The sequence below is a fragment of the Polynucleobacter cosmopolitanus genome, from assembly GCF_002224225.1.
GTDB classification, from domain to species: domain Bacteria; phylum Pseudomonadota; class Gammaproteobacteria; order Burkholderiales; family Burkholderiaceae; genus Polynucleobacter; species Polynucleobacter cosmopolitanus.
In genome coordinates, this window is sequence record NZ_NJGG01000002.1 from 193,966 (window position 1) to 212,930 (window position 18,965).

Here is an 18,965-nt window from a genome sequence, read left to right on the forward strand (position 1 = left end):
TCACTTGATGCCGTGGATTTCTCTAGCGAGTGAATAAAGCATGCTGGGCAGACGAGGACCAAAGCCCAAAAGATGATTGGCCTCACGAGAATAAATCTGTCGATATCTGGCAGCCGGAGTTTTCATTACTCCTGGTAGGCGCAAGATCTCCTTCATACCACCTTGAGCCTGAAGACCTTGATCCGTCAATAGAATGATGTCTGCTTGTGAAGCAATGACACTCTCGGGGGTGAGTGGCTTGTAGCCATCGACCATCTTGAATGCATTATCAAGATGCAGGTAATTCATGATGGCATGAGCACTCGTGCTATTTCCTGCAACCATGATTTGTTGTGGACTGTGCGCCATGATGAACATGGCTTTTGGTTTTTTACTGGCAAGGACTTCATTTTTACCAATCACGCTGTGATTGATATCGTGTTGGTATCGCTGCCATTCATGATTAATTTCTTTGATCAGCTTCTCTGCTCGAGCTTCCGCCCCCAATAAGAAACCAATGGCCCTGATTCTGTCAATCAAGCCTTCATAGCGATGATCTGCTTTTAATGCCTTGACTTGAACTCCTGCATGACTGATTTGACGCAATACTTGTGGAGGTCCTGCATCTTCTGTGACCAACAGGAGTTGTGGTCGCATGCTCAATACGCCTTCTAAAGAAAGAGTTCTGGCATACCCCACATTGGGTAGCTTTTTGGTCGCCATGGGGTATGTCGATGTGGTGTCAATCGCGATCAAATACTCTTGAAGATCCAAGGCATAAATGATTTCCGTCAAAGATCCACCCACACAGACCAAACGCTTCAAAGCAGTTGCTGTTGGTTTAGACCAACTTGGGTTGGCAAATAGCCAACTACTGATAGTAGTGGCAGCAGCCGCCTTGGCAGCAGGAGAAAAAATGTTTTTTAGCAATTGTCGACGTTCAAGAATCACTGGATGCATAGCTCTTCCTTATCCAGAAACTCTTGAATCATCTTGCGCCAAGTATCTAACTCAGGATTACCGGGCTTCCTTTCGCCAAAAAATATGGCAATTGCTTGACCCTCACAATTAAACAATTCTAATGATGTGACAATGCCATCATCGGTAGGCTTTCTGACGACCCATGAGTCGTAAATATTATCTTCACGTAAATGAAGATTGAAGTTTTTATCCAAGATATTGAGCCAGGGATCCATCATCACCACCCTTGATATTGGGCCTGTGTGTATTTGTATGACCCCTCGATTAGCCACAAACACCATGATAGAGATGCACTTGATGGCCACCTTTCTTAATAGTTTTCTTGTGAAATGAAGTGGAACTCTTTGCGCATAGCCCTCAGGAGCAAAGCGCAAAGCTTGAATTCTACTGAGCTTATATTTTTTGATCAGGTCATAAAACTGATGGGTATCAGACATACCCAACCAATCTTTCTGGAAGCTTAAAAGATCAATATCGATATCAACCAAAGGATGTTTATTGATTTCAGGTGCCCGTATCTCAATTTTCGGACTTTGATCCTTAGATTGATATTTTTCTATGATATTTTCATAAGCATAGATATTGCTATTCTCTCTGATAATGATCTTATGCAGTGCGTTCCCGCGATCATCAAAAAACTGTAGGCTGCGCCGACAATCAAAGAGCTGGTTTTCAATGACGGCAAAGCCATGAGCCCATTCTTTGAAAAAAATTCTTAAATCAATTTCTTTACCTAAAAACAAGTCAAGGTTTTTACCAGTGGGTTGAGCGTACTGCCCCACCTTCTCGTGCACACATGACTCATTTCTTGTCAGTGCCATGACCTCGCCCAAGGAATGAGCCTCAGCAATGATCGATGCCCAGCAGGGATCTAAGCGGATCACTCTCAACTTGATGTCTTTGTTATCGGGATCAGCGTCTAAGTGGGCTGCCAGCAATTCAGCTTCTGAGATGCCCATGGAATCAGCCACGTCTCTGTGCCTTACTTTATTTTTAAAACGCTGATTGATAAGTCCCTGCTGAATTTCTTGAATAGATAAAGTCATATATTTCCATGATTTAAATTACCGGCTGGCTAGATCTATTTTGAAAATCTTGGCTTGCTACGACTATTAATTCTTTCTTATTACTTTTTACTTTTAAATTTTTTATTTACTGAAACTCATAGTTCATGCTGACAAAGAAGTTTCGGCCCGATGAGGTGTGATAGTCACTCACAGCAGTACTGCCAGTTTGAGTTAAACCTGATGATGAGATATTGGCCCAATCAATGTACTTTTTATCAAATAGGTTGTTGATACCAGCATAGAGATTGAGTTGTTTGTTGGCTTTGTAATGGCCGCGGGCATTGATGATGGCGTATGAGCCTGGAGCATAGGTATTGGTGTTTGCACCAGCAATGTCTTCTTGTTTTTTAGCTCCAACGTATTTGATTGTGGTGGCTGCACCCCAAGCGCCTTGGTGATAGTCCGCTGAAAGAATGATTTTTTCTGGTTGCACCGTGTTAATTGGTTGATTCAAACCGGCAAGGGTTGTTTCTGAACCACTAGAACGAACATACCCAGCCTTGAACAACCATTGAGTATTGTGACGGTACTCAAGTCTCAAATCCATTCCTTGAATATTTGCTTTGGGCGCATTTTGGTACTGATAGCACTGTGGAAGTCCACATACAGCCATACCATTCGGACTGGTTCCAGAGTTAAAGGTGTATTGGCTGATGAAATCATCATAAGAGTTATCAAAGTAACTGACGGCGTATTTGATCTGCTGTACGGCTCCTTTGATACCCACCTCTTTGGCCAGCACTCTTTCAGGATCGAGGTTTGGATTGGGTATGTAGGCATAACCATGGGCTTGATTGGTGAATGAGGCAGATATTTCCTCTGCCGCAGGAGCTCTGAATCCCTTACCAATGTTAATGAATGGCATAGCTGCTGGCTCTTGAGACCAAATAGCGCCCAATGAAGGTGACCAAGCTTGATCATTTTTATTGATGGCTGATGAACTGGTGCTCCAGCGATCAAAGCGCATGGCAGGGATTAGATTGAGGTGACCGATACTCAAGTCATCTTGTAAATAAACCCCCACCATGTCTTGCTTGGTTTTGGGTATGTAACTTTCAGGGGTGCTGACATCCCCACTTCTGTTGAGCTCTTGCTTGACCCAAGATTCTGATAGATCCAGACCATATTTGAACTGATGAGCAATCTGAGTATCAGAATATTTGCTTGGGGAGATGCTTTTAGCTCCTTGCAAGACAAAGCCATAAGCATCATTCAGAACTTTGTTGTTGCGGGTCCTGTTGTAGGTACTCGGTAAATAACGATTCGTTTGAGATGTGCCGGTTTGCCATACGGCTTGATGGACATTGGTTTTTTGGTACCAAAGCTTGCTGTTGATCACATCTGCTAATTGACTATTCAAATGATGTTGATGATCGATAGATAATCTGGTTCTATCGATGTAATCTTGCCCGTTATCACTGTAGATACCTGCACCAATGGCATTGAGATTATTGGTATCGATTCTTTTTTTAGAGTTTTCCAAGGTGAATTTAAGTTCATCACCCCCTTTAAGTTCTTTGACATATTTACCCAACACATAGGTGTTGTGGGTATCCATGGGGTTGGCTTTGGTTCTACTGCTGCCCGCACTGTCATTCACACCTTGGGTTTCTGTTTCATGACCAAGACTCAATGAACCCAACATGACCGCAGACCAATCATCACCCTGCTGAGCATGTGTCAAAACCCCTTTGGATGATTGTGATGCATCGAAATACGATGCAGTGACTGAAGTTGCAGAATTTTCAGGATGATCATGAAGAATGTCCTTAGGATCAACGGTATTGAAGAGGACTGTGCCAGCAACACCATCACTGCCATAGAGGGCTGAAGATGCCCCGCGAAGCACTTGCACACTGCTCACTCCATCCACATCTAAGTAATCACCTCTTGCAGCAGAGTGGCTTCCAAAGCCGAAGGAGTATGGCAGCTTGATGCCGTCCACCATGAGGTTCAGTCGATTACCTTCTAAACCTCTGATGTTGATACTTTCGTTAGAACCTTTTCGATTACTCGCCCCACTGACACTGTTACCGGTGCGGATGGTTTGCTTAACATTAACATCCAATTCTTCAGAAAATAAATCTTTGATATTTTTAACACCACGACGATCCATGTCATCTTTGGTGATGGTAGAGATGGTGGCAGGTGTTTCTAGGTTGGACTTTTCACCACGCGTTGCCAAGACATTGATGGTGCCCAAAGTACCTTGTTGTGAGTTTTTTCGTTCGATATTTGGTGGCTGCGCACTGGTTTGATGAGCATAGAGACTGCACAGCAAGCTAGCAAAAGTAGCAATCCTATAAATAGGTTTGCGCGCTGTTGAATTTTGAGGTTTTGGTCGTGAGAGTTTTTGTAGCAACATGAGATAGCCCTTTTAAGTGATTCTTTAGCTAATAAATTAGCTATTAACTTAGCTGGCTATATCAATAGATTTGCTTGCTACTTGGAATAAGAACTATATCATAAATGATAACCATTCTCATTAATAAACTATTAATTGAAGGGGTTTTTGTGACTCGTTGCCACTTCTATCAATTAAAACGCTTTGAATTTAAATTGAACTGAAAGAGATCCCGCAACTTTCTCTGGAATCGATGGGACCAACAATAAGTTAACGCCAAAGCGATCACCCTCATAGGTCAAGGCTGGAATGAGTGCTGGAAACCAGCCACCATCATTGGTTTTTGAGTAGCCATTAAAGACCCCTGCTACCGCACCAAATTTAAACACTCCCAACTGAATCGGTTGCCAATAGGCACCCATGTAGTTGCTGGACTCATGATAACTGTTGCGGTAGGTGCCCAAGGTTAAAGATGCAACTGAGGAATAACGATACTCAGCACCAAAACCCATGTTGCGAGAGTTAAAACTTCGGTCACGATCAAAGTGATAAGAAAACATGCCTGGATTGAGCCATAGCTCGCTTTGAGCTTCATGCTTGGCGATGCTAAAAAAATCACTGGCTTGCGTCTTGGCTGGTGCACTGAGCGCGCAGAAAGTGACGGCAAGAAACATCCATTTGAGGCATTTGATCATTGTTAGATGATGCCATAAAGGAAAAGCCCAGCAATCAAATGATCACTGGGCTTTTTATAAAGCTAGCTGAATAAGGTCAGCTGTCTTTTGAACCGCCCCGCTCTTTTGGACTGAATGGGAATGAAGTGCTAGAAGCGCCTTTCCTTGCTGGAATTTTCAATGACAGAATCATGGTGATAGCCAAGGTTAGAACGGTGAAGCCCAATGACCATGTGATAGGAATCTTGTACAGGTCAATCAGCATCATTTTTGTACCGATAAATACCAAGATGATGGCCAATCCATAGGACAACAAGTGAAAACGTTCATGCATGCTTGCCAATAGGAAGTACATGGCACGCAAACCAAGGATCGCAAACACGTTCGATGTCAACACAATGAACGGATCAGTGGTGATCGCAAAAATAGCTGGAATAGAATCCACCGCGAACACAATGTCCACAATACCAATCAACATGATCACCACAAACAAAGGTGTGGCCATCTTGACACCGTTGTGCACGGTGAAGAATTTTTCGCCATCAAATGTTGGAGAGATCTTCATGTGACGATTGATCCACTTGAGTGCTGGGTTGTTATCTAGGTCAGGTTCTTGACCAGCCGCCCACCACATCTTGACACCTGTGAATAGCAAAAATGCGCCGAACACGTACATCACCCAATGGAACTGAGTGATCAACCAAGCACCAATCAAGATCATCACTGCGCGCAAAACCAAGGCACCCAAAATACCAATCATCAAGACGCGCTTTTGGAATTCTGCTGGTACAGCGAAGTAAGTGAAGAGCATCAAGAAGACGAAGATGTTGTCGACTGCCAGCGCTTTTTCAACAAGGTAACCTGTGATGAATTCCAAGGCTTTGGCATCGGCCATTTCTCTTGTCACGGGATCTTGTCCTGTACCACCCAAAAACCACCATAGCCAAGCAACGAAGAAGAAAGATACTGCCACCCAAATCAGCGACCAGATGGAAGCTTCTTTAATACTGACAGCGTGAGAGCCCTGACGGCTCATAGCGAAGAAGTCAACAATCAGAGCAACAACCACAAATGCTGCAAATAGTGACCATAACAAGGGAGTACCGATGGATATCATCGTTCATTACCTCTCATCCCAAACCGGCATCGCCTGGGCAATAAATTAATTAGGGGTCTCTGTTAGTCTTGCCGCCCGGAAATCATACTACCGAGTTAAGGCACCGAACACAGATGTTTGCCACTTCACCTATGTCGTAATGACGGCACCAAAATACAAAGTTCATGCACTGAGGCACTCAAGCATTTGTATCAGCTACTCCCTTTGAGAGATACCCAAATCTTAAATGAAGAGTTGAACTTCGTCAAACGACCTCAAAAATCCATCAATTAAGATTTACTTTAATTAATCAAAAATATCGCTGAGCCATGATTTTGGCTTGCGATAGTGATCGGAACGGTTATCGCCGCGATAATCTGAACGATGCTCATTACGGTAGGCTGGTTGTGACGGTGGAGCTGACACGGGTTGATCGGCTACCGATCTTTCAATGAGTTTATCTAACTCACCTCGATCAAGCCACACTCCTCGACATGAAGGGCAATAATCAATTTCAATTTTCTGTCGCTCAGAAATGACAAGCTGAGAATCTTTGCAAACTGGACACTGCATAAAGAACTCCTATAAAAGTTGTTGAACCAAACAAAATTGATTTCTTTCAACACATCATGGATGTGCGAAAAAAATTATAGGAGTGAGTTTGAAATACTGTTGAGTGCTTAGATTCCCCAAAGAAAAAAGGGCTTTTCAGCCCTTTGTATCTTTGAGTTTTAAAGATGAATGGTTTTACTTAATAAGACCGCAAGCAATTCTTGGTCCAGAGTTGCCAGCTGGCTGAGACTTATAGTCATCTGGATCACGGTGGATCACCACAGACCTTCCAACAATTCCATTTTTGCCAGTGTCAACAGCTAAGCCGCTGATTTTTGCTGAATACACTGCATTACCATTTGCATCAGATTTGATGTTCGGCATATCCCCCGAGTGATGTGCCCCATGACCTGGCATTCCGTGAGATTTTCCATCGGGATTAAAGTGACCACCTGCACTTGTAGCATCTGGTGCAGAGCAATCACCTTTTTCATGAACATGAAAACCGTGCTCAGCATTAGGTCTTAATCCAGAGATATTTCCAGTAACCATAATGTGATGACCATGTGATTCAAAGTTAACGGTACCCTTCGTGCTTGATCCTGATCGCGACTCTAAAGTTGCAGATGCTTTTTCACCAGTGCCGTGATGCATAGACTGACAACCGACCAAAGGGATCATTGCCACCAAACCTATTAATAAAGAACTTTTTTTCATGATGATTTCCTTTTCAGCATTGACCAATGAAGTGCTATTGAATCCATTCTCCCACCTTTGAGTGATTAAAAGTCATTCTCGAGGGTTTGTACCAGCAAAGATTGGTGCTGAAATATTGCTCATTTGCAATCAAAGGCTTTGATTACAAAGAGCAATTTGATTTTAGAAAAGAAAAAGGGCTTTTCAGCCCTTTGTATCTTTGATATTGGCGGAGACGAGAAGATTCGAACTTCCGATCCAGGTTTTGCCCAGATGCTCCCTTAGCAGGGGAGTGCCTTCGACCACTCGGCCACGTCTCCGTATCACTTCACTGAATTAAATCAGTGAAGACGATGATTTTAAATTACTTTTGGTCTAACTCGAATGCTTTATGCAAAGCACGTACTGCTAATTCCATGTATTTCTCGTCAATCAAGACAGAAATCTTGATTTCACTGGTAGAAATCATCTGAATGTTGATGCCCTCTTCTGAGAGAGTGCGGAACATTTTGCTTGCAATGCCCACGTGTGAACGCATGCCAACACCCACAACTGACACCTTAGATACTTTTGGATCACCCAAAATTTCTTTGGCTTGAATGTGTGCCTGAACTTTGCTCTTGAGTAGATCAAGGGCTTTTTGGTAGTCGCCGCGTGGCACTGTGAAAGTAAAGTCAGTCTTACCATCCACAGATTGGTTTTGAATGATCATGTCCACATCAATATTGGCGTCCGCAATCGGGCCCAAAATTTGATATGCGATACCTGGCTTATCAGGCACACCTAATACGGTGATTTTTGCTTCGTCACGGGCGAAAGCAATACCCGAAATAACAGCAGCTTCCATGGTTTCTTCTTCCTCGAAAGTAATCAAAGTGCCTGAGCTCATTTCTTGCTCAAGCGACATCAATGGGTCAGTTAATGATGAGAGTACGCGTGTTTTAACGCGGTATTTACCAGCAAATTCTACTGAACGTATTTGTAATACTTTTGAACCCAAGCTAGCCATTTCTAGCATTTCTTCAAAAGTAATTTTGTCTAAGCGTCGTGCATCCTCACACACGCGTGGATCAGTTGTGTAAACACCATCCACATCGGTGTAGATCAAACACTCATCAGCATTCAACGCAGCAGCCACAGCCACAGCAGAAGTATCAGAACCACCACGACCCAAGGTTGTGATGTTGCCGATTTCATCCACGCCTTGGAAACCAGTGATCACCACTGCTTTACCAGCTTTGAGGTCACCTAAAACTTTTTCACCATCAATGCCCTGAATGCGAGCTTTGGTGTATGACGAATCAGTTTTAATCACAACTTGCCAGCCGGCATAACTCACCGCACCAACACCTTGAGCTTGAAGTGCCAAAGCCAACAAACCAGAACTGACTTGCTCACCGGTCGAGGCAATTTGGTCCAACTCGCGCGGGTCTGGATTTGGATTGATTTCTTTAGCCAAACCTAGAAGACGATTCGTTTCACCAGACATGGCTGAAGGAACGACGACCACTTGATGGCCTGCCTTCATCCATTTGGCAACTCGTTTGGCCACGTTTTGAATGCGCTCAACAGAGCCCATCGACGTGCCACCATATTTATGAACTATTAGAGCCATGAGTTAAAAATCGTAAAAATCGCACCACTGGGGTGCGTTAAGTAGCAAAAATGTAATTTTACACGTTTAGAGCGGGTTTAATGAGAATTTCGGCAGAACTAAAGCGTAAGTGAATCTTATATAACCAAGTTTTAGAGAACTTAAGTAAATAAAGTTAGGTCAATGTTAGTTGTATATCTAGATTTAGAGTGTCTAGTATCTATTGTGGACGACCTTCTTTTGGCATTTAAATTATTTATGTCACTTCTATTTCCCTATTAACAAAATAGGTGTAATATATACGCAACTTGCGTATAATTTTGGGATGTATGCAACCCTGATTGAACTCCCAAATTTTAGTAAGTACCGTGAGGATTACCTTGATGACTACGAATACAGCAAGCTCCAAGTGCTTCTTGTTAACAACCCCACCTCTGGCGACTTGATACAAGGAACCGGTGGACTAAGAAAGCTGCGCTACGGTGATTCAAGTAGAGGAAAAGGTAAAAGAGGTGGGCTGAGAATTATTTATTACTGGTGGGTCAATGCGTATCAAATATTCCTGTTCACGATATACAACAAAAATGAAATGACTGACCTAAATCAAGAGCAGAAAAAGAAGCTGAAAGAACTACTTGAAGATGAAATCAAAGCAAGGAGTAAACATGAAAAAACGTGATTTGTTTTCTGAGCTAAGCGAAGGCGTGGATGCCCTCAAAAAAGAGAGGACAGGAAAGTTAACGCTTAAGAAATATAAGGTGACCATCAAGCCATCTCCGATGGTGACAGTGGATGAGCTCACCACCCTTCGCGAAAAACTGGGTCTCTCAAGGCCAGTTTTTGCTAGCTTCATTCGCACCAACCCAAGAACAGTTGAAAACTGGGAGCAAGGTCGAGCCAAACCAAATGCCCAAGCGGCCCTCATCATCAAATTAGTTTCTAAATATCCTCAAACATTTGAGATGCTGGCAAGTATCTAAGCCGCCTGCCACTCCAGAGTGAATCTCGGACCATCAGTGGTCTGCCAATCTGCGCTGATGCCAATACCGGCCACAGCCACAAGCTCTTCGCCGATATACAGCAGTGGCACATCACGTTGCCATGGTGGAATGGCAGCTTCTTGGTAGAGATTTTTTAGACTTTTTCTAGGTCTTTTTGAATCAACCTTGAATTTTTCGCCACCCTCTCTTGCCATGGTGTTGATCAGGCCTTTTTGTTTGGCTTTTTCAAAACGATCTTTGGCAATGCCTGGCTTCTTGCTATTGGCGGGCACTTTCTTAAAAGTCCACTCGCCCTCATTTGTTACTTTTTCTTTTTCTTTTCCTTTTGATTTCGCTTGAGCATTCAAGTCTTGAGTGATGCTCAGGTGGCCACGCCACAAACGAATCACGCGTTGATCATGATCCCATTGCAACTTAGCATCTAGTCTTGCTTGCGTTAGTTCAGACCACCAAGCAGTTAATCTTTCTTCACTTGGATAGGCCAAGCCGTTCTTAGATAACCAACGGCGCAATGCATTGGTGGCTCTTGCCTGACTGGTTTTATACAGTCTGATGAGATTGGTTTTTGAAAGACCTTCTTTTGTTTCAATCAAACCCAAATCAATATCAGCCAATTGGTTTAACAATCCTTGAGCTTCACCAAGGTGCTTGGCACTTCTTGCTAAATTTTCAATGGCGCCCTTTTGAAATTTCTCCAAAGTTGGCAAGATTGATTTTCTGACGGCATTGCGACGATAGGATTCATCTTGATTGCTGGGGTCTTCAATCCATGTGAGCTTATGTTCTTCGGCATAGCTCTCGAGATCTTTACGGCACATGTTTAAAAATGGACGCCATAGGTGAATCAGTTCATTTGATTTAACTTGCGGCATGGCTGAAAGCCCTGGCAAACCAGCGCCACGCATCAACTGAATCAAAACAGTTTCTGCTTGATCATCCAAATGGTGAGCCAGTAATAAGTCTTGGATCTTGTGCGCTTCGCACATCTGCGTTAATGCCTCATAGCGCAAGTTTCTGGCTTGAGATTCAATATTCGATTGTTTATTGAGTTTGACGTTTTTGGTATCAAAGTGACAGCCGAATTTCTTGGCCACTGCTTTGCAGTGAGCTTGCCATTGGTCTGCTTCTTTTTGAATGCCATGATGCACATGAAAGGCATGAACATTTTTCTTGCCATGCGCTTTGATGGTGGCATGAAGTAATACAGTTGAATCAAGCCCACCACTGAAAGCCACCGCCAATTGTGTCGGCGGTGTTTTCTTTTGGGTAGGTTTACTTGTCTTTGCTGCTGTCTTTGAACTTGCCATAGCTCATCAAGCGCTCGTGACGACGTTCAAGCAACTCATCCACACCCATGGTTTGGAATTGGCGCAAAGAATCAGCCAAAGCACGCTTGAGCAATGCAGCCATACCAGCGTGATCACGGTGTGCACCACCCAAAGGTTCGCTTACAATCTTATCAATCAAGCCCAAAGCTTTTAAACGAAGTGCTGTCAAAGCCAATTGCTCTGCAGCTTCCGGAGCTTTCTCTGCAGTCTTCCAAAGAATCGATGCACAACCCTCTGGTGAGATAACTGAGTAAGTGGCAAATTGCAACATTTGCACCACATCACCCATCGCAATCGCCAAAGCACCACCAGAACCACCCTCACCAATAATGGTTGCGATGATAGGTACCCTGAGTTCTGCTTGAACAAATAAGTTATGACCAATCGCTTCTGATTGATTGCGCTCTTCAGCGTCAATACCCGGGAAGGCGCCTGGTGTATCAACAAATGTGAAAACTGGCACATTGAATTTTTCTGCTAAGCGCATCAAGCGCTTGGCTTTTCTGTAACCTTCAGGACGGCTCATACCAAAGTTACGCATCGCACGTTCTTTGGTGTCACGACCTTTTTGATGACCGATCACCATACAAGGCATGCCATTGAATCTGGCTAATCCACCAATGATGGATTGATCGTCCGCAAAATTTCTGTCGCCATGCAGTTCATGGAAGTCAGTGAAAATATTGTTCACATAATCCATGGTGTACGGGCGCTGTGGATGACGCGCAATTTGCGCCACTTGCCATGGAGTTAAGCGGGTATAGAGGTCTTTGGTGAGCAGTTGGCTTTTTTCAGAAAGCTTGCCGATTTCTTCAGAAATATCGACTGCAGACTCATCTTGAACAAAACGTAATTCTTCAATTTTTTGCTCGAGTTCAGCGATTGGCTGCTCGAATTCAAGGAAAGTGATTTTCATGGCCTCTATTCTAATAGCTTGCGGCTTAGATGCCTAATTTTATGAAAATTTATTACAAATCAATGACTTGTATTATTCTCAATACTCGACAGGTATCGGATCAATGCTGCGCCACATGTACCAAGTGGCCACGGTTTGCCAAGGCGCCCAATTGGCAGCGACCTCTTTGGCCTCATGGCGTGACACAGGTTCACCGCTGAAATAGGCCAAAGAAATGCCTTTAATCAAACCAATATCATCCAAAGGCAAGACATTGGGTCTCATCAAATAGAAGATCAAGAACATTTCTGCTGTCCAACGGCCAATGCCACGAATCGCTGTTAATTCTGCAATGACGGTGTCGTCATCCAGCAAATCCCATTTCGCACTGCTCAAGCCGCCACTTTCAAAATGGGTGGCCAAGTCTTGCATGTACTCCACTTTTCTTTGCGATAAGCCAGCCGCCCTCAATGCTGTAGGGTCTAACTTAAGGACCGCTTTAGCAGTGAAGTTTTTGGTCAGAGCAATGGTGCGTTCCCAAACAGATTGAGCGGCCTTGACGGAAATCTGCTGCCCCACAATGGCTCGTGCCAAAGTTTGAAATGGGTCGCCGCGCGTGGTCAAGAATTCTGCTTTCGGGTATTTGGGGATGAGTTTGCGCATGATGCGGTCATGCTTCATCAACTCAGTGCAAGCTTTATCCCAATAGTCTGGGGCCCTCAATACTGGTGCCTTAGGATCAACTACCTTAGGATCTGCCACCTTAGGAGCAGCAGTCATTAAGCGCGCCTCCAAAGCGTGAGACCACCCGGCTTGTCTTCTAGAACAATTCCTTGGGCTAATAAGTCTTGACGTATCTGATCTGCCTTGGCAAAGTCTTTGCCCTGCTTGGCATCAGCTCGCGCCTGGATCGCTGCTTCAATGGCCGCCGTATCGTTATCTGCACTCTGCGACCCGCCACCAGCTTGCAAAAACTCTTGGGCAGGTCTTTCTAACAATCCCAATAGTTTTGCTAATTGCTTGAGCTCTCGTGCGAGGTCTCGTCTTTCTTCTAACTTCTCAGGACCTTCTGCCTTATTGATCTCACCGGCTAATTCAAACAAGATGGCAATCGCTTCAGGGGTATTGAAGTCATCGTTCATCACCTGGGCAAAGCGAGTTCTCCAAGTACTTGGCTTGCTATACGTTGGAATGTCTTCAACTGTTGATAAGGCGTTGTACAAACGGGTCAAACCTTGTTTGGCCTCTTCTAAATGGGCATCACTGTAGTTGAGTGGGCTGCGGTAATGGGCTTTCAAAATAAAGAAGCGCACCACTTCAGGGTCAAATACTTTTAATACTTCGCGAATAGTGAAGAAGTTGCCCAATGATTTAGACATTTTTTCTTCATTGACTCGCACAAAGCCGTTGTGCATCCAGGTGTTCACAAACGGTTTGCCTGTTTCGTCTGAGAATGCACCTTCACTTTGAGCGATCTCGTTTTCGTGATGAGGGAATTGCAGATCTGCACCACCACCGTGGATATCAAAGTGCTTACCCAAAAGTTCACAGCTCATGGCAGAGCATTCAATGTGCCAACCTGGTCGACCAACACCCCAAGGAGATTCCCATTTGGTATCGGCGGGCTCATCGGCTTTGGCCGTTTTCCAAAGAACAAAGTCCAAAGGATCTTGCTTGCCACCAGTCACGGCCACTCGCTCGCCAGCTCGCAAGTCATCGAGTGATTTGCCTGATAACTGACCGTAGTTTTTGAAGTTTCTAACGGCGTAATTCACATCACCATCATCTGCTTGATAAGCGTAGTTCTTATCCATCAAGCGCGTGATGATGTTTTGCATCTGTGGGACATACTCAGTGGCTCTTGGTTCATGCGTGGGTCGCTCAATCCCCAAGGCATCAGCATCTTCATGCATCGCGGTGATGAAGCGATCGGTCAACGCTTTGATGGTCTCTTTATTCTCTACCGCACGCTTGATGATTTTGTCGTCAATGTCTGTGATGTTTCTGACATAAGTCACCTCCATGCCAGAGGCTCTTAACCAACGCTGCACCATGTCAAACACCACCATCACCCGCGCATGGCCAATGTGACAAAAGTCGTAAACAGTCATGCCACAAACATAGAGCTTTACTTTGCCTGGCTCAATGGGCTTGAATGTTTCTTTACGGCGCGTCAGGGTGTTAAAAATATGCAGCATATAAAAGCGTGATGGTTCTTTTAAGTTCTTTTGATTTCTTTAGATGATTCGGTATTTGTTCTGGCGTGATTTTAATGAAATCACTTTCATTACGGTGTTATTTAAGGCAATATCTTAGAAATACTCCAGCAGCCTGGCGATTTGTTAGACTGATTGATGAGTATAGCTAATTCGTTGTCGTATCTGCTTTAAAATCACCCTATTCCTTCGATCCCGGGCCCGTTTTATGAAAATGCTTTTCCAGAAAAGTCCTTCCCTACAGCAACTGGCCCTCGGGGTTCTTTGTTTTATCTCAGCTCAGGCAGCGATGGCTCAAACGGTCGCGCCAACGACCGGCCTGACTGCACCCAAAGTCAGCCGTTCAGACATTGCCGCCAAATCAAACCCATCCCCCTTTGAAAATAATCCAAGCGCTGTTCAATCGGCGCAGATGCAACCCTCATTGGCCACACCCTTCATTGTTTTACAAAGAGTGCCTGAGCCAAAGAATAAAAATGCAATTCCCGAAGATATTTACAACCTGATCACCAGCAAGAAATTGCCAGAAGCCATTGTGGCGATTGATAAAGAATTAGGAGTTAACCCACGCAACGTGCAGTTACGTTTTGTGCGCTCAAGAATCCAAATTGAAATGGGTCAAATTGATTTGGCGAAAAAGACACTTCTAGAAATCACTCAACAGTTCCCAGAGTTACCTGAGCCGTACAACAATCTCGCGGTGCTTGAAGCCCAAAGCGGCGATCTTGATCAAGCCAAAGAGTATTTAGAGCTAGCTCTCAAGGTTCAACCCAGCTTTGCAACTGCTTTAGAGAACTTGGGCGATGTCTATACACGCTTGGCTTCAAGATCTTATGGCAAGGCAGTGCAACTTGATCGCAGATTGATCGATAGTCGCCGCAAAATGAAACTGGCTGAAGACATTCTTAAGTAATTATTAGTAACACACTCATTTTTTTAGTTTTTTTATTTTTAAACTCCGGGACTCAATCCCTCATTACATGGAGAAGGACGTAGCATGGCAAAAGTGCAATTAAATACCAGCATGGGCAACATCACATTGACTTTGAATGATGAATTAGCGCCTAAATCGACTGAGAACTTTCTAGACTATGTTCGTTCTGGTCATTACGACGGCACGATCTTTCATCGCGTGATTGCTAACTTCATGGTTCAAGGCGGTGGCATGACTGCTGGCATGAAACAAAAGCCAACCAAAGCCACGATTGAAAACGAAGCTGACAATGGTTTACAAAATACACGTGGCAGCGTAGCGATGGCCAGAACCAGCGACCCTCATTCAGCCAGCTCACAGTTTTTTATCAACGTTGTTGACAATGCTTTTTTAAACTTCTCAGCACCAACTTCACAAGGTTGGGGTTATGCCGTGTTCGGCGAAGTGACCGAAGGCATGGATGTGGTCGATGCGATTCGCCAAGTGAAGACTGGTAGCTCAGGGTTTCACCAAGATGTGCCTAAGGAAGATGTCACCATCATCACAGCAACCATCCTAGAAGAGTGATCATGCACGCGAGCGCTCTGTTCATTTCTGATCTTCATTTAACCCCATCGATGCCCAGAACGGCAGAGAGGTTTTTTGAATTTCTAGAAAAAGAGGCTCGCACTCATGAAGCTTTGTTTATTTTGGGAGATTTGTTTGAGTTTTGGGTGGGTGATGATGCCAAAGCAAGATCACCCTTCCATTTAGAAGTCGCTCAAAAAATCAAAGCGCTCAAGCAGCAAGGTACCAAGGTTTATTTCATGCACGGCAACCGGGATTTCTTGCTCGGTGAGGCTTATGCACAAAAAGCAGACATGGCAATTTTAAGAGACCCACAAGTGGTCACGATTGCTGAACAAACATGGTTACTCACCCACGGTGATGCTTTGTGTACTGCTGACAAGAGCTATCAGCGGTTTCGTTCAGTGGTGAGAAGTAGATTTGTACAAAAATTATTTTTGATGTTGCCAACCTCTTTGCGGGTCAGCATCGCCAGTTCATTGCGCAGCAACAGCACAGCAAACTATCACCGTGCACAACGTTTCAAACCTGAGGCGATTCAGGTCAAAGGTGATGTGACCATCACTGCCACAGCCAGCTTGGTATCCATGACCAACTGTCAACGAGTGATTCATGGGCACACCCATCGTCCTGGTTATCACGAAGAATCTTTGGGCGGCCAGTCATGGCAGCGCTGGGTTTTATCAGATTGGGATTTTGATCACCCTGAAACAGTATTACCAAAAGGTAATGCACTGAGCATCACCTCTACTGGTGTCAAAGTATTGGATTTGGTGCGGTCTTAATTGCTGCAGCCTTACTTGATGCAGTCTTAGGCTTGAGGTTTTGAGTGATCGCGCAAAGCGGTCACCAATTGACCAAAGATGCGCGGGTTAGCAGCCATGATTTCTCCTGACTGCATGTAACCCTCTTCACCCGCATAGTTACCTACCAAGCCGCCAGATTCAGTGATCAACAGGATGCCTGCTGCCATGTCCCATGGCTTTAAGCCTGACTCAAAGAATCCATCCAAGCGACCAGCAGCCACATAGGCCAAGTCCAAAGATGCGGCGCCCGGACGACGCAAACCAGCACACTGACGTGTCATCTTGGCAAAAATTTCTAAATACTCTTCAACGTTTTGGTCTTCGCGATAAGGGAAGCCCGTACCTAAAAGTGCTTCTGACATTTTTAATCTGCCAGCCACGCGCAAACGGCGGTTGTTCACATAAGCACCAGCGCCACGAGTGGCGGTGAATAACTCATCACGGTTCGGGTCATAGACCACAGCTTGTTGCAAGACGCCATCAACTGCTAAAGCAATTGATACTGCGTATTGTGGAAAGCCATGAATAAAATTGGTCGTACCATCCAAAGGATCGATGATCCACACATGGTTGGAGGTTTGATTGGTATTACTAGATGGTGTTTCGCCGGTTTCTTCCCCTAAAAAGCTGTGGTCAGGGAAAGCTTCTTTCAAAGTATCGATAATGGCAGCTTCAGCAGCTTGATCGATTTCAGTGACAAAATCATTGTGTTGCTTGCGGGTAACCTGAATACGCTCGCTATTCAGCGATGCTCGGTTGATAATATTTCCTGCGCGACGCGCGGCCTTAATGGCCACATTAAGCATGGGATGCATAGTATTTAAGTAACACAACGAATTGGAGAAGAGCAATGTCCAGCAATCAAGCTGAACGGCGAAAACAGATTTTAGCCCGAAATGAGGAGCAATTGGGAGTTTTGAACCAAAACTGGCCAATTCGTTGGGTCATGATGCGCACCAGCCACCCAGGTAATGTGGGCTCTGCAGCCCGCGCTTTGAAAACCATGGGCTTTTCAGCGCTGCATTTGGTGAGCCCGGCCTATGAGTACATGGCCAGAAAAGCCGAGGCCATTTCTTTATCGAGCGGGGCTTTTGATGTGCTCGAAGCCGCTCAAAATCATGAGACCATGCTCGATGCTTTGGGTGACAGTCAGCTGGTGTTTGGTTTAACCGCCAGGGATCGTGAATTTGGGCCACCTGCCATTTCGATGCACGAAGCGGTATCGATGGCAAGTTCAGCAGTTGTGGCAAATAAACCTGTGTCATTTGTGTTTGGTACGGAGCGCACGGGTTTAGACAATGAAGACCTTAAACACTGCACCCATCGGGTGTGGATTGACGCGAATCCAAGCTACCCCTCTTTGAATTTGGCCCAAGCGATGATGATCGTGGCTTACTCCATGCGCCAAGGTTTGATGAAAGAACTGGCGATTGATTCAATACCGCCAGAGAACCTCGCATCAAACAGCTCCCCTGATTTGGCTGACCCAAGCGCGATTGCGGCGATGCTCGAGCATTGGCAACAAGGTCTCGAGGCCATTGGCTACCTCGATCCGGAGAACCCCAAAAAACTCATGCCCAGATTACAAAGTCTATTTGCCAGAGCCACCCTACAAAAAGAAGAAATTGATCTTTTACGCGGTATCGCGAAACAAATGCTCCAACACGGTAAAATCAAATAATGCCTTTATTCGATCACGTTGACTCCATCATTTCCCGAGACCCTGCTGCGCGCACCCGTCTGGAGGTGATCCTTTGCTATCCTGGCTTACACGCCATTTGGCTGCACCGAATTGCTCATTTTTTATGGCACATTGGTCTGAAGTTATTGGCCAGAATCGTTTCTCATACGGCTCGCTTCATCACTGGCATTGAAATCCATCCTGCTGTGGTCGTGGGTAAGCGTGTGTTCATTGATCACGGTTTAGGTGTTGTGATCGGCGAGACCACCGTGATCGGTGATGATTGCACGATTTATCAAGGCGTGACTTTGGGCGGCACTTCTTTGTACAAAGGCACCAAGCGTCACCCAACCCTAGAGGCTGGCGTGGTGGTGAGTGCTGGCGCAAAAGTATTGGGTGGTTTTGTGGTGGGCGCAGGCGCTCGCATCGGCTCTAATGCGGTGGTGCTAAAAGCCGTTCCTGCAGGTGCTACAGCGGTGGGCATTCCAGCGCGCATTCTTGAAACCACTGAGTCACAACACTCATTCACTGCCTACGGCATCACACCAGAAGAT

At 44.9% G+C, this 18,965-nt stretch carries 19 protein-coding genes, 1 tRNA gene and 1 pseudogene; 7 read left to right on the top strand and 14 right to left on the bottom strand.

Annotated elements, in window-relative coordinates; genetic code table 11:
• From AOC33_RS06495 to AOC33_RS06535, 9 genes are all read right to left on the bottom strand, one after another.
• Entirely contained in the window at positions 1-939 is a 939-nt protein-coding gene (locus AOC33_RS06495) for a heme/hemin ABC transporter substrate-binding protein (protein WP_089515960.1), read from the bottom strand.
• Positions 927-2,006: a hemin-degrading factor gene (locus tag AOC33_RS06500; RefSeq protein WP_089515962.1), complete on the bottom strand. Its 1,080-nt coding sequence runs from the start codon at positions 2,004-2,006 to the stop codon at positions 927-929. The genes AOC33_RS06495 and AOC33_RS06500 overlap by 13 nt, the downstream gene beginning before the upstream one ends.
• A 106-nt stretch (positions 2,007-2,112) precedes the next feature.
• Positions 2,113-4,392: a TonB-dependent hemoglobin/transferrin/lactoferrin family receptor gene (locus AOC33_RS06505; protein WP_089515964.1), complete on the bottom strand. Its 2,280-nt coding sequence runs from the start codon at positions 4,390-4,392 to the stop codon at positions 2,113-2,115.
• 173 nt (positions 4,393-4,565) lie between these two features.
• Complete coding sequence (locus AOC33_RS06510; RefSeq protein ID WP_089515966.1) at positions 4,566-5,045, bottom strand: hypothetical protein; 480 nt, start codon at positions 5,043-5,045, stop codon at positions 4,566-4,568.
• A 97-nt stretch (positions 5,046-5,142) separates the two neighbouring features.
• A complete protein-coding gene (locus tag AOC33_RS06515; protein WP_089515967.1) occupies positions 5,143-6,162 on the bottom strand; it encodes a TerC family protein in 1,020 nt (339 codons plus the stop codon).
• A gap of 285 nt (positions 6,163-6,447) precedes the next feature.
• Positions 6,448-6,714, bottom strand: a complete 267-nt coding sequence (locus tag AOC33_RS06520) for a TFIIB-type zinc ribbon-containing protein (RefSeq protein WP_089515969.1) — start codon at positions 6,712-6,714, stop codon at positions 6,448-6,450.
• A gap of 174 nt (positions 6,715-6,888) precedes the next feature.
• Complete coding sequence (locus AOC33_RS06525; protein WP_089516446.1) at positions 6,889-7,410, bottom strand: superoxide dismutase family protein; 522 nt, start codon at positions 7,408-7,410, stop codon at positions 6,889-6,891.
• A gap of 206 nt (positions 7,411-7,616) precedes the next feature.
• Positions 7,617-7,709, bottom strand: a tRNA-Ser gene (locus tag AOC33_RS06530).
• Positions 7,710-7,753: 44 nt separating this feature from the next.
• On the bottom strand, positions 7,754-9,004 hold the full coding sequence (locus AOC33_RS06535) for an aspartate kinase (protein WP_089515970.1): 1,251 nt from the start codon (positions 9,002-9,004) through the stop codon (positions 7,754-7,756).
• Between the two features lie 304 nt (positions 9,005-9,308).
• On the opposite strand from AOC33_RS06535, the gene AOC33_RS06540 reads away from it, so the two are divergent.
• Positions 9,309-9,662: a toxin gene (locus AOC33_RS06540; RefSeq protein ID WP_089515972.1), complete on the top strand. Its 354-nt coding sequence runs from the start codon at positions 9,309-9,311 to the stop codon at positions 9,660-9,662.
• Complete coding sequence (locus AOC33_RS06545; protein WP_089515974.1) at positions 9,649-9,963, top strand: helix-turn-helix domain-containing protein; 315 nt, start codon at positions 9,649-9,651, stop codon at positions 9,961-9,963. Before AOC33_RS06540 ends, AOC33_RS06545 begins: the two co-directional genes overlap by 14 nt.
• Here AOC33_RS06545 and tilS read toward each other — a convergent pair.
• The 4 genes from tilS to cysS all read right to left on the bottom strand — a co-directional run bounded on the left by tilS (position 9,960) and on the right by cysS (position 14,405).
• Positions 9,960-11,291, bottom strand: coding sequence for a tRNA lysidine(34) synthetase TilS (gene tilS / locus AOC33_RS06550; RefSeq protein WP_089515976.1), 1,332 nt, complete (start codon positions 11,289-11,291; stop codon positions 9,960-9,962). The two genes, AOC33_RS06545 and tilS, sit on opposite strands and share 4 nt — an antisense overlap.
• The gene (locus AOC33_RS06555) at positions 11,257-12,228 is read right to left on the bottom strand and encodes an acetyl-CoA carboxylase carboxyltransferase subunit alpha (protein WP_089515978.1); all 972 of its coding nucleotides are present in this window, start codon (positions 12,226-12,228) and stop codon (positions 11,257-11,259) included. The genes tilS and AOC33_RS06555 overlap by 35 nt, the downstream gene beginning before the upstream one ends.
• A 78-nt stretch (positions 12,229-12,306) precedes the next feature.
• Complete coding sequence (locus AOC33_RS06560) at positions 12,307-12,987, bottom strand: DNA-3-methyladenine glycosylase family protein (protein WP_089515979.1); 681 nt, start codon at positions 12,985-12,987, stop codon at positions 12,307-12,309.
• Entirely contained in the window at positions 12,987-14,405 is a 1,419-nt protein-coding gene (gene cysS, locus AOC33_RS06565) for a cysteine--tRNA ligase (RefSeq protein ID WP_089515981.1), read from the bottom strand. Before cysS ends, AOC33_RS06560 begins: the two co-directional genes overlap by 1 nt.
• Positions 14,406-14,631: 226 nt before the next feature.
• Between cysS and AOC33_RS06570 the strand changes: the two genes are divergently transcribed.
• From AOC33_RS06570 to AOC33_RS06580, 3 genes are all read left to right on the top strand, one after another.
• Complete coding sequence (locus AOC33_RS06570; protein WP_089515983.1) at positions 14,632-15,336, top strand: tetratricopeptide repeat protein; 705 nt, start codon at positions 14,632-14,634, stop codon at positions 15,334-15,336.
• Between the two features lie 84 nt (positions 15,337-15,420).
• Positions 15,421-15,924, top strand: coding sequence for a peptidylprolyl isomerase (locus tag AOC33_RS06575; RefSeq protein WP_089515985.1), 504 nt, complete (start codon positions 15,421-15,423; stop codon positions 15,922-15,924).
• A gap of 2 nt (positions 15,925-15,926) precedes the next feature.
• Positions 15,927-16,709, top strand: a complete 783-nt coding sequence (locus AOC33_RS06580) for a UDP-2,3-diacylglucosamine diphosphatase (RefSeq protein ID WP_089515986.1) — start codon at positions 15,927-15,929, stop codon at positions 16,707-16,709.
• A 26-nt stretch (positions 16,710-16,735) separates the two neighbouring features.
• Here AOC33_RS06580 and AOC33_RS06585 read toward each other — a convergent pair whose 3' ends face one another.
• Positions 16,736-17,545: an inositol monophosphatase family protein gene (locus AOC33_RS06585; protein ID WP_089515988.1), complete on the bottom strand. Its 810-nt coding sequence runs from the start codon at positions 17,543-17,545 to the stop codon at positions 16,736-16,738.
• A 35-nt stretch (positions 17,546-17,580) separates the two neighbouring features.
• Between AOC33_RS06585 and AOC33_RS06590 the strand changes: the two genes are divergently transcribed.
• Entirely contained in the window at positions 17,581-18,411 is an 831-nt protein-coding gene (locus tag AOC33_RS06590; RefSeq protein ID WP_089515990.1) for an RNA methyltransferase, read from the top strand.
• Positions 18,411-18,962, top strand: a pseudogene (cysE, locus tag AOC33_RS06595) (serine O-acetyltransferase); the annotation flags it as partial. The gene AOC33_RS06590 and the pseudogene cysE, both read left to right, overlap by 1 nt.
• Positions 18,963-18,965 lie beyond the last annotated feature (3 nt).

What these genes read in the sequence shown, in the direction of transcription:
- AOC33_RS06495 (WP_089515960.1), bottom strand. Translation starts at nt 939, where the DNA reads ATGCATCCAGTGATTCTTGAACGTCGACAATTGCTAAAAAACATTTTT.
- AOC33_RS06500 (WP_089515962.1), bottom strand. Translation starts at nt 2,006, where the DNA reads ATGACTTTATCTATTCAAGAAATTCAGCAGGGACTTATCAATCAGCGT.
- AOC33_RS06505 (WP_089515964.1), bottom strand. Translation starts at nt 4,392, where the DNA reads ATGTTGCTACAAAAACTCTCACGACCAAAACCTCAAAATTCAACAGCG.
- AOC33_RS06510 (WP_089515966.1), bottom strand. Translation starts at nt 5,045, where the DNA reads ATGTTTCTTGCCGTCACTTTCTGCGCGCTCAGTGCACCAGCCAAGACG.
- AOC33_RS06515 (WP_089515967.1), bottom strand. Translation starts at nt 6,162, where the DNA reads ATGATATCCATCGGTACTCCCTTGTTATGGTCACTATTTGCAGCATTT.
- AOC33_RS06520 (WP_089515969.1), bottom strand. Translation starts at nt 6,714, where the DNA reads ATGCAGTGTCCAGTTTGCAAAGATTCTCAGCTTGTCATTTCTGAGCGA.
- AOC33_RS06525 (WP_089516446.1), bottom strand. Translation starts at nt 7,410, where the DNA reads ATGAAAAAAAGTTCTTTATTAATAGGTTTGGTGGCAATGATCCCTTTG.
- AOC33_RS06535 (WP_089515970.1), bottom strand. Translation starts at nt 9,004, where the DNA reads ATGGCTCTAATAGTTCATAAATATGGTGGCACGTCGATGGGCTCTGTT.
- AOC33_RS06540 (WP_089515972.1), top strand. Translation starts at nt 9,309, where the DNA reads ATGTATGCAACCCTGATTGAACTCCCAAATTTTAGTAAGTACCGTGAG.
- AOC33_RS06545 (WP_089515974.1), top strand. Translation starts at nt 9,649, where the DNA reads ATGAAAAAACGTGATTTGTTTTCTGAGCTAAGCGAAGGCGTGGATGCC.
- tilS (WP_089515976.1), bottom strand. Translation starts at nt 11,291, where the DNA reads ATGGCAAGTTCAAAGACAGCAGCAAAGACAAGTAAACCTACCCAAAAG.
- AOC33_RS06555 (WP_089515978.1), bottom strand. Translation starts at nt 12,228, where the DNA reads ATGAAAATCACTTTCCTTGAATTCGAGCAGCCAATCGCTGAACTCGAG.
- AOC33_RS06560 (WP_089515979.1), bottom strand. Translation starts at nt 12,987, where the DNA reads ATGACTGCTGCTCCTAAGGTGGCAGATCCTAAGGTAGTTGATCCTAAG.
- cysS (WP_089515981.1), bottom strand. Translation starts at nt 14,405, where the DNA reads ATGCTGCATATTTTTAACACCCTGACGCGCCGTAAAGAAACATTCAAG.
- AOC33_RS06570 (WP_089515983.1), top strand. Translation starts at nt 14,632, where the DNA reads ATGAAAATGCTTTTCCAGAAAAGTCCTTCCCTACAGCAACTGGCCCTC.
- AOC33_RS06575 (WP_089515985.1), top strand. Translation starts at nt 15,421, where the DNA reads ATGGCAAAAGTGCAATTAAATACCAGCATGGGCAACATCACATTGACT.
- AOC33_RS06580 (WP_089515986.1), top strand. Translation starts at nt 15,927, where the DNA reads ATGCACGCGAGCGCTCTGTTCATTTCTGATCTTCATTTAACCCCATCG.
- AOC33_RS06585 (WP_089515988.1), bottom strand. Translation starts at nt 17,545, where the DNA reads ATGCATCCCATGCTTAATGTGGCCATTAAGGCCGCGCGTCGCGCAGGA.
- AOC33_RS06590 (WP_089515990.1), top strand. Translation starts at nt 17,581, where the DNA reads ATGTCCAGCAATCAAGCTGAACGGCGAAAACAGATTTTAGCCCGAAAT.